Annotated in this window: 9 protein-coding genes; all 9 read left to right on the top strand. The window is 34.0% G+C overall.

Features of this window, described 5'->3' with window-relative positions; genetic code table 11:
* A partial coding sequence (locus GOU96_RS15715; RefSeq protein WP_324702009.1) for a UDP binding domain-containing protein occupies window positions 1-475 on the top strand: 475 nt, incomplete at its 5' end.
* Between the two features lie 92 nt (window positions 476-567).
* Window positions 568-1,593 (top strand): NAD-dependent epimerase/dehydratase family protein, encoded by a 1,026-nt coding sequence (locus GOU96_RS15710; protein WP_000092504.1) that lies wholly within the window; start codon window positions 568-570, stop codon window positions 1,591-1,593.
* An 88-nt stretch (window positions 1,594-1,681) separates the two neighbouring features.
* Window positions 1,682-2,947 carry a lipopolysaccharide biosynthesis protein gene (locus GOU96_RS15705; protein WP_230405395.1) on the top strand — a complete coding sequence of 422 codons (1,266 nt, stop codon included), beginning with the start codon at window positions 1,682-1,684 and terminating at the stop codon, window positions 2,945-2,947.
* A gap of 149 nt (window positions 2,948-3,096) precedes the next feature.
* Window positions 3,097-4,218, top strand: a complete 1,122-nt coding sequence (locus GOU96_RS15700) for an O-antigen ligase family protein (protein ID WP_230405396.1) — start codon at window positions 3,097-3,099, stop codon at window positions 4,216-4,218.
* Window positions 4,209-5,453, top strand: coding sequence for a UDP-GalNAcA C5 epimerase WbgV (gene wbgV / locus GOU96_RS15695; protein ID WP_000923778.1), 1,245 nt, complete (start codon window positions 4,209-4,211; stop codon window positions 5,451-5,453). The genes GOU96_RS15700 and wbgV overlap by 10 nt, the downstream gene beginning before the upstream one ends.
* Window positions 5,446-6,432, top strand: coding sequence for a glycosyltransferase family 2 protein (locus tag GOU96_RS15690; RefSeq protein ID WP_115148926.1), 987 nt, complete (start codon window positions 5,446-5,448; stop codon window positions 6,430-6,432). Before wbgV ends, GOU96_RS15690 begins: the two co-directional genes overlap by 8 nt.
* A complete protein-coding gene (locus GOU96_RS15685; RefSeq protein WP_115148927.1) occupies window positions 6,429-7,583 on the top strand; it encodes a DegT/DnrJ/EryC1/StrS family aminotransferase in 1,155 nt (384 codons plus the stop codon). The genes GOU96_RS15690 and GOU96_RS15685 overlap by 4 nt, the downstream gene beginning before the upstream one ends.
* A 16-nt stretch (window positions 7,584-7,599) precedes the next feature.
* The gene (locus GOU96_RS15680; protein ID WP_152135419.1) at window positions 7,600-8,190 is read left to right on the top strand and encodes a sugar transferase; all 591 of its coding nucleotides are present in this window, start codon (window positions 7,600-7,602) and stop codon (window positions 8,188-8,190) included.
* 14 nt (window positions 8,191-8,204) lie between these two features.
* Window positions 8,205-9,897 (top strand): polysaccharide biosynthesis protein (locus tag GOU96_RS15675; protein ID WP_324702008.1); only part of this gene is annotated, 1,693 nt, incomplete at its 3' end.

Below are 9,897 nucleotides of genomic sequence, written 5' to 3'. Positions count from 1 at the left end.
TCTTACACATAAAGCGCAAAGTGTCGGCTATCATCCAGAGATGATTTTAGCCGGACGTCGTTTAAATGATAGTATGGGGCAGTATGTCGTTTCCCAGTTAGTCAAAAAAATGTTGAAACAACGGATTCAAGTTGAAGGGGCGAATGTGTTAGTGATGGGGCTTACATTTAAAGAGAATTGCCCAGATCTACGAAACACTAAAGTGATTGATATTATTTCAGAGTTAAAAGAATACAATATCAATATAGATATTATAGATCCATGGTGTTCTACCGATGAGGCACAACATGAATATGGATTAACTTTATGTGAAGATCCTAAAGTTAATCATTATGATGCAATAATTATCGCTGTTGCACACAATGAGTTTCGCGAGATGGGAGAGAGCGCTATTCGTGCATTAGGTAAAGACGAGCACGTTTTGTTCGATTTAAAATATGTGCTTGATAAAAAAAGTATCGATATGCGCTTGTAAGAGTGATTAAAAAAATCAAATCCTCTTTGATATGATACACCTCAGCATTTTATGCTAGGTTTAGCACTTGATTAATATACATGGATATTTATATGTCTCGCTATGAAGAGATTACACAGCAGTTAATTTTTTCACCGAAAACTTGGTTAATTACTGGTGTCGCTGGCTTTATAGGATCAAATCTTTTAGAAAAGTTACTTAAATTAAACCAGGTTGTTATTGGGTTAGATAACTTTTCCACGGGACATCAATATAATCTTGATGAAGTTAAAACATTAGTTTCCACTGAACAGTGGAGTCGATTTTGCTTTATAGAAGGTGATATTCGAGATCTCACTACCTGTGAGCAAGTTATGAAAGGTGTTGATCATGTCTTACATCAGGCTGCGCTAGGTTCTGTACCTCGTTCAATTGTTGATCCTATAACAACCAATGCAACTAATATTACTGGATTTTTGAATATCTTACATGCGGCTAAAAATGCACAAGTACAAAGTTTTACTTATGCTGCATCAAGCTCAACTTATGGAGATCATCCCGCACTACCAAAAGTAGAGGAAAACATTGGTAATCCACTTTCTCCTTATGCAGTTACTAAATATGTTAACGAGATTTATGCTCAGGTATATGCTCGAACATATGGTTTTAAAACTATTGGATTACGTTATTTTAATGTATTTGGTCGTCGTCAAGATCCTAATGGAGCTTATGCTGCAGTAATTCCAAAATGGACAGCAGCAATGCTTAAAGGTGATGACGTATATATTAATGGCGATGGTGAAACGAGTCGTGATTTTTGTTATATAGATAATGTTATACAAATGAATATATTATCTGCATTAGCGAAGGACAGTGCTAAAGATAATATATATAATGTTGCAGTTGGTGATAGAACAACGTTAAATGAATTATCTGGTTACATTTATGATGAGCTTAATTTAATTCACCATATCGATAAATTGAGCATTAAGTATAGAGAGTTTAGATCTGGAGATGTTAGGCATTCTCAGGCTGATGTTACTAAGGCTATAGATTTACTAAAGTATAGACCAAATATAAAAATCAGAGAGGGATTACGACTTTCAATGCCGTGGTATGTGAGATTTTTAAAAGGCTAAATTATATTAACATGAATAAATAATCTATTTCACCTCTGTTATTAATGCAGGGGTGAAAATCCATGTGTTTATTCTAAATGGTCAGTGTATGTTTAGAAAAATGATTGATGCAGGTGGTACATTTTTACTTAAAGCAATATTTCAAATAGGAGTTTTTGTTTATTTCGCACATGTGTCAGATATTACTACATTTGGTATTATTAGCTATGTGTTTACTGTTTATTGGTTTGTGCTTAACTTCTCTGATTATGGATTTAGAACAAAATTAGTGAAAGATATTTCTGATAATAGTTATTCTGCATCAGAATTATTATCCAGAAGTGATGGAGTTAAAACATATGTTTTTTTCTTCATTTTTATAATCTTCATGTTTTATTCTTATGTTTCTGATTCAATTTCATTAACTCTGCTTGTTTATATTTCATCTGCATATTTTGTTTGTATTTCAAGTGGTAGATTTAGCTTGCTACAGGCTGTTGGTCGGTTTAGATGTGAATTATATATAAATATCTACTCAACAATTATATATATTGGGTGTAATTTATTTTTATCTCTGTTTATCGAACCTCTATATTATAGTGCGATATCAATATTCATATACTCAATTTCGCTTTTGGTTTTCTCATCACATAAATGCAATGTGCCATGTTTTCATATAAAAAGACCAAGTCTTTTAGTTTATAAAGATTTTTTGGATGCAACTCCGTTCGCTATTCTGGTGTTACTAAATGTTGTTTTATCTAGTATTGACCTTTTTATATTAAAAGAATATTTCTCTTATAATAGTGTTGCTATATATCAGGTGGTAACTAGGGTTAATACCGGTCTAATGATAGTGTTTAATGTTATTTATACTGTTTTATTGCCTTCATTTTCTTATTATCTGAAAAATTCTGAATGGGGTAATATAAGGAAATTACAACGATATATATCACTGTTAGTCTTATTACTATGTTTATGCTATTATTTTTTTGGCATCTATTTCGTAGGGATATTGTTTGGTGATGAGTATAAGGTAATATCTTCTGCAACATTTTTGATAATGTTTATGGCTCTTATTAAATATAATTTTTGGCTAATAAATGAACTTTATCTTGTGTGTAGTGGAAATCAAAGCGAGCGAGTTAAATCGTATTGTATTGGTGTGGTCATTTCAATAGCGGTTTTCTTTTATTTTATACCTCGGTATGGATGGAGTGGGGCGGTTTTTGGAAGTGCCATTGCAACATTAGTGATTGGAATATTTTATATTATTTCTGTGAAAAAAGATTGTGGGAAAATTCTTCATGATAAGTATTCACTAATGATGATCTTTGTCCCAATTTTCTTTTATTTTATTATTAATGGTCAGTAGCGGTTGTTATATTAATCTGTTGTTGTTTTATATCGTTCCATTAATATGTTTAGACTCGATTGGAAGTCTAATAAAGGTTAAGTATGTTAATATACCTATATCCTGTACTTTTGTTATTTAATATCCTTCCGGTTTTTTTTTATGGACAAATGAACTCTGATTTAGAGCGTTTTTTTGGAGTTCCTATTGGCTATATTTCAGATCTAATATTTTATTTCTTTGTTGCTTTAACATCTATAATAACGTTGAGGTTTCACGTTTCTCTGTGGACAAAGAAATTATTATTTTTAGGCATCATATTCCTGATTTATATCAGCATTCAGATGTTGTTGTTATCAGCGGATATCTCAGGTGTCGTAATTTTATTATCGTTTTTTTCTAATTTTATAGCTTTGGTTCTTTTGGTATCATTTTGCATTGGTAAAGATGAGCTTTATTTAACTCATTCGGTTAGAAATATAAATGTTGTAATGTGTTTTGGTATTATCTGTGGAGTTGTAAAATTATTTATTGGTTATTCTGAAGATAGTAATTTTATAGTTTATTTAAATAGAAATGCCACCGCAATTATAGTAGTGTGCTTTTATTGTGTATATTCATACTTTTATCGTGGTCGAAAGTCTTGGTATGTCTCATCTGTATTGTACTCTCTGTTCTTTCTTTTTCTAGATAGCCGAGCAGGAATAATATCATTTGCTATATCGTTGTTTTTTGTTTTTCTTCAGTTAACAAAGAAGGAAAAGTTATTAATATCATTGTTTTTTGTTCCTCTTCTAACTTTAGGTATTTCTTTTACTGATATAGGCACTCGTCTTGAACGAATGCTGTCTTCGTCACAGGTTATATTCTCTGGTGGTAACACTCTTACAAAAAGTCAGAATGATTATCGTCGAGTTGAGTTAGTATTTATTGGGGTTGATGTTTTAAAAGAAAATTATTTAATTGGCACTGGATTAGGTGTTGCAAATTATGTAAAGGCTATAGATAAAAAGTTTTTAGGAAGTACCAACTTTGGGTTGGCGCATAATTTTTATTTATCTTATTCGGCTCAGTTAGGGATTATTGGTTTTATTTTGCTTATTTCTGTATTTTATATAATGCTGTCTCCAATTTTTAAATGCGGAGGGTATATTGGTAAAGGGTGCGTTTTTGCTTTGGCTTTCTATGTCTTTTTTAATGAGTATATATTGACGCCAGCGATATATATTTATATTTCTATTTTTTTATCGGTGGTTTTTATACGTAATTCTAGGATGAGAATATGTTGTTAGAATATGTTGAAAGAAAAATTTCCTTAGCCTTGAGTAAGTATCCTAAGGTAAGGGATGTTATTAAGTTCTTTTATTTATATATCGCATCATTATTCGGAATTATTTTGAATAAAAATAAGACGGTTATTCAATCAAAAATATACGAGATTTCAATTGATGATTCTGAAGAATCATTTTTTGGCTATTATGACCATAGTCCAATGAGCTCTAATGGGCGGTATGTATTGTTCCACTCTAGTGCGTTTAGCACTAAACGACACCCAAAGAAAGTTAAGTATATATCTATTTGCGTAAAAGACCTTCTTAATAACAAAGTTTATAAGCTATATGATACGCGAGCATTTAATTGGCAGCAGGGAAGCCGATTAATGTGGATTGATGATGACAATATAATTTTTAATGACTATGAAAATAATGGATACATTAGTGTTGTCTATTCTTTGTCTTTGATGAAGGTTATAAAAAAAATAAACTATCCGATTTATGATGTGAATAATTACAAGGCTGTGACGTTAGATTTCTCATGGCTGGCTAAATATGATAGCGATTATGGTTATTATAATAAGAAATCATTTTCTACAGATATTTCAATCATTAATTTGAACACGGGCGGAATAGAATTATTTTTATCCTTAGACGAAATGCTAAAGAGAACTAATTTTAAATGTAATATTGATGTTGAACATGTGGTCAATCATTTTATGTTTGCTCCCGATGGACGTTCCGTTATGTTCATACATCGATACTATACACCTAAAGGAAAGCGTGAAAGGTTAATACATTGGAATTTAATAAATGATAATGTTCGAGTCCTAATAAATGAATCGATTATTAGTCATTGTTGTTGGAATGGGAATGATGAAATTATAGGTTTTTTTGGTGCAGAAATAGATTCGCTTAATTATTATAGATTGTCAATTGAATCCTGTAATACAGAGAAATTGTTTTTTGATGCAAGAAAATATTCTGATGGACATCCTACTATAGTTCATAATAGATATATTATATCTGATACTTACCCAGATAAAAATAGAATTAAAAAGTTGTTTGTTTATGACCTTGTCAAAAATGATTATCGCGAGCTTGGATTGTTTTATGAGTCAATGAGTTTTTTTTCTTATTCTCGATGTGACTTACATCCAAGGATCTCGGTTGATAATAGATTTTTGTTTGTTGATTCAGTTCACTCAGGGAAAAGAAAACTATATTTTATGAGGAGTGGTATTTGTGAGTGATGTTCTAGTATCTTTAATTATAGTTTGCTTTAATGCAGAGAAGTATATTGAAAAATCTCTTTTGGCATTTATTAATCAAGATGTTGGATTAGATAAATTTGAATTGATTATTGTAGATGGGGATTCATCTGATAATACAATATCTATTGTTCAGGATGTTTTTTCTAAACATAGTAACATTAAGCATAAAATTATCAATAATAAAAAAAGAACTCTTGCTACGGGTTGGAATATTGGGGTGCTAGAAGCTAATGGTAAGTTTGTGTGTAGAGTTGATGCACATAGTGATATTCCAAATAACTATATATCTAAATTATTAGATGATTATTTTAATATTATGCAGTTTGATGATAGCGTTGTTGGTGTTGGAGGTGTATTAACTAATTCTTATAAAACTAAGTTTGGTTCAATTGTAGCGGATTTTTATGCATCGAAATTTGGTGTTGGTAATTCTCCATTTAGGTGCGTAGACAAAAATAATCGACTAAAAAAAACAGATACGGCTGTCTTTGCTTTATATAATAAAGATGTGTTTTTTGATGTTGGACTTTTTAATGAAGTATTAGATAGAAATCAAGATATTGATTTTCATAAGAGAGTTTTAAGCAATAATTTGTCATTATATACAGATAATAGTTTATTTGTTGAGTATTATGTTAGAGATAATTTTAAAGATTTCATAAAGAAAGGTTTTCTTGATGGTTTTTGGGTTGTTATGTCTGGAGCATATTATTTTAGACATATCGTGCCACTTTTTTTTGTTTTGTATTTAATTGTATCTTTTTCTCTTTTCTTTGCTACTGGTGATTATATATATTTATCTTTCTTATTTTCTTATTTTCTTATTTCTATTTTGTTTTCAATTCGAGATGGGCGAAGTTTTATAGGTAAAGTATTTCTTCCTTTTATATTTTTGTCTTATCATATTTCTTATGGATGTGGATCGTTATTATCTTTTTTGAAAAGGTATTTTAAATGAAAAATTTTATTCCTTTTGCGTTACCTGAAATTGGCGAAGAAGAAATTGCAGAGGTAATTGACTCTTTACGTTCAGGTTGGATTACGACAGGTCCTAAGGCTAAGCAATTTGAACAAGAATTTTCTAATTACCTAGGAGCGAACGTTCAATCATTAGCTGTTAACTCTGCTACGTCGGGCTTACATTTGGCTCTTGAAGCTGTTGGCGTAAAACCTGGAGACCAAGTTATTGTCCCATCATATACATTCACTGCTACTGCCGAAATTGTCAGGTACCTTGGTGCTGATCCTGTAATTGTTGATGTAGATCGTAAAACATTTAATATATCAGTTGATGCCATTGAGAAGGCTATTACTAATAAAACAAAGGCGATTATTCCAGTACACTTCGCTGGATTAGCTTGTGACATGGATTCAATCTTATCAATTGCTAAAAAATATGACCTAAAGGTTGTCGAGGATGCCGCTCATGCATTTCCTACAACATATAAAGGAAGTAAGATAGGAACGCTTGATTCAGATGCTACGGTTTTTAGCTTCTACGCCAATAAAACTATGACAACCGGTGAAGGCGGAATGGTTGTTTCAAAAAATAAAGATATAATTGAGCGTTGTAAGGTAATGCGTTTACATGGAATCAGTCGTGACGCTTTTGACCGGTACCAGTCTAAAACTCCTTCTTGGTTTTATGAGGTTGTAGCTCCAGGGTTTAAATACAATATGCCTGATATCTGTGCGGCAATCGGTATTCATCAACTTAGAAAGATCGATGATTTTCAGAAAAAACGTCAACGAATGGCAAAAATTTACGATGATGCGTTAAAAGAATTGCCACTTGAATTGCCTGAATGGCCTACTAATGCTAGTGATATTCATGCTTGGCATCTATATCCTATCCGCTTAAAAACTGATTCGGCTATTAATCGCGATGATTTTATTAAGAAGTTATCAGATCTTGGAATTGGTTGTTCTGTCCATTTTATACCGTTGCATAAGCAACCGGTTTGGCGTGATACATATAATTTGAACGCCAGTGACTTTCCAGTTTCTGAGGAGTGTTATTTAAATGAAATATCTATTCCTCTTTATACTAAAATGACGGATCAAGATCAGTTGTTCGTTATCGAATCGATTAGACAATTATTTATGTAATGGTATTTTATATTAAATGAAGCGTGTTTTTGATGTTATCGTGGCAGGCTTAGGCCTGCTTTTTCTATTTCCTGTTTTTATCATTGTGTCAATGTTAATTGTTGCTGATTCTAAAGGGAGTGTTTTTTTTAGGCAGCATAGAGTTGGGAGATTTGGGAAAGATTTTAGAATACATAAATTTAGAACGATGTTTATCGATTCAGAAAAAAAAGGACGAATAACAGTTGGTCAAGATGCTAGGGTAACCAGAGTTGGATGGTATTTACGGAAGTACAAAATCGATGAGCTGCCTCAATTGATAGATGTTCTTTCTGGAACAATGAGTTTGGTTGGCCCAAGACCGGAAGTGAGGGAGTTTATTGATGAGTATCCTGATGATATAAGGGAAAAAGTTTTATCGGTTAGACCAGGGATAACTGATTTAGCATCTATAGAAATGGTAGATGAAAATGAGATTTTGTCTAGTTATGATGACCCACGTAGGGCTTATATAGATATAATTCTTCCAATCAAGCAAAGATATTATTTGGATTATGTTGCTAACAATTCAGTAAAGTATGATTGTGTGATAATTTGGAAAACTATTATTAAGATTTTGTCGCGATAATAAGGTAGTGTAGGATGATTGATAGAATATTGGAGCTGCCAAGAATTGTTAAGAGAGGTATCATCATCTGCATTGATGTAGTTATGGTGATATTCTCATTTTGGTTGTCTTATTGGTTGAGGCTTGATGAGCAAACGGCTTTTCTTAGTGCACCGATGTGGTTTGCTGCAGCTATTCTTACCATATTTACCGTGTTTATATTTATCAGGATTGGGCTTTATCGGGCAGTCTTACGGTATGTTAGTGCAAAGATAATGTTGCTAATATCAGTTGGTATTCTGGCCTCAACGTTATCTCTTGTCGTTATATCATATTCGCTATCCATAATGTTGCCGCGCACTGTTGTCGGAATTTATTTTTTGGTTTTACTTTTACTGACATCAGGCTCTAGATTGCTTTTTAGAATGATACTTAACTATGGAGTTAAGGGTAGTGCGCCTGTTTTGATTTATGGCGCTGGTGAATCTGGCCGACAATTATTGCCAGCATTAATGCAGGCAAAAGAATATTTTCCTGTGGCATTTGTGGATGATAATCCTCGCTTGCATAAGGCTGTCATTCATGGTGTAACAGTTTATCCCTCGGATAAACTGAGTTACCTAGTAGATCGCTATGGTATAAAGAAAATTCTTTTGGCGATGCCGAGCGTCAGTAAGTCACAAAGGCAGAAAGTGATTACTCGTTTAGAGCATTTACCGTGTGAAGTTCTCTCTATTCCGGGCATGGTCGATTTAGTCGAAGGTCGAGCACAAATCAGTAATCTCAAAAAAGTATCGATTGATGACTTGCTAGGCCGTGATCCAGTTGCTCCTGATGCCAAATTGATGGCGGAGAACATTACAGGCAAAGCAGTTATGGTCACTGGGGCGGGAGGATCGATCGGCTCTGAGCTTTGTCGTCAAATTGTTCGATATAAGCCAGCCAAATTGGTTCTATTTGAACTGTCTGAATATGCCCTGTATGCCATTGAGAAAGAGCTATCGACGCTGTGTGATAAAGAAGGTTTGGATGTCTCAGTGATCCCTCTGTTGGGCTCGGTGCAGCGTCAGAATCGCTTACAGATGGTGATGAAGTCCTTTGGTATTCAAACGGTTTATCATGCGGCTGCTTATAAACATGTGCCTCTGGTTGAGCATAATGTGGTGGAAGGGGTGCGTAATAATGTGTTTGGTACCTTGTACTGCGCTGAGTCGGCGATCGATAGTGGCGTTGAAACCTTTGTGTTGATTTCCACCGATAAAGCGGTGCGGCCGACCAACACTATGGGGACAACCAAGCGCCTGGCTGAGTTGGTATTGCAGGCGTTGTCTGCACGGCAAAGCAAAACCCGCTTTTGTATGGTGCGATTTGGTAATGTGCTGGGCTCCTCAGGCTCAGTCGTACCATTGTTTGAAAAGCAGATTGCCCAAGGTGGGCCAGTTACCCTGACTCATCGTGACATTATTCGCTATTTCATGACAATTCCGGAAGCATCACAGTTGGTGATCCAAGCGGGAGCGATGGGAGATAGAGGGATGAACAATGCGCCTGTAAACAGCAGTCGCCGGCGTTTTCTTACCGTGGCCACGGGCGTTGTCGGTGGTGTCGGTGCGGTTTTTGCGGCAGTCCCCTTCATCAAATCCTGGAATCCCAGTGCTAAGGCTAAAGCGGCTGGCGCACCGGTACAGGTCGATATCAGTAAACTGGAAGAAGGTCAGCTGATTCGGG

Source organism: Vibrio sp. R-1 (assembly GCF_035615595.1).
Taxonomy (GTDB): domain Bacteria; phylum Pseudomonadota; class Gammaproteobacteria; order Enterobacterales; family Vibrionaceae; genus Vibrio; species Vibrio cholerae.
This window is presented reverse-complemented; position numbering and strand designations above follow the sequence as displayed.

Bases quoted from the DNA above. Each gene is read 5' to 3' on its own strand.
- GOU96_RS15685 (WP_115148927.1), top strand. From the start codon at position 6,429: ATGAAAAATTTTATTCCTTTTGCGTTACCTGAAATTGGCGAAGAAGAA.
- GOU96_RS15700 (WP_230405396.1), top strand. From the start codon at position 3,097: ATGAACTCTGATTTAGAGCGTTTTTTTGGAGTTCCTATTGGCTATATT.
- wbgV (WP_000923778.1), top strand. From the start codon at position 4,209: ATGTTGTTAGAATATGTTGAAAGAAAAATTTCCTTAGCCTTGAGTAAG.
- GOU96_RS15710 (WP_000092504.1), top strand. From the start codon at position 568: ATGTCTCGCTATGAAGAGATTACACAGCAGTTAATTTTTTCACCGAAA.
- GOU96_RS15680 (WP_152135419.1), top strand. From the start codon at position 7,600: ATGAAGCGTGTTTTTGATGTTATCGTGGCAGGCTTAGGCCTGCTTTTT.
- GOU96_RS15705 (WP_230405395.1), top strand. From the start codon at position 1,682: ATGTTTAGAAAAATGATTGATGCAGGTGGTACATTTTTACTTAAAGCA.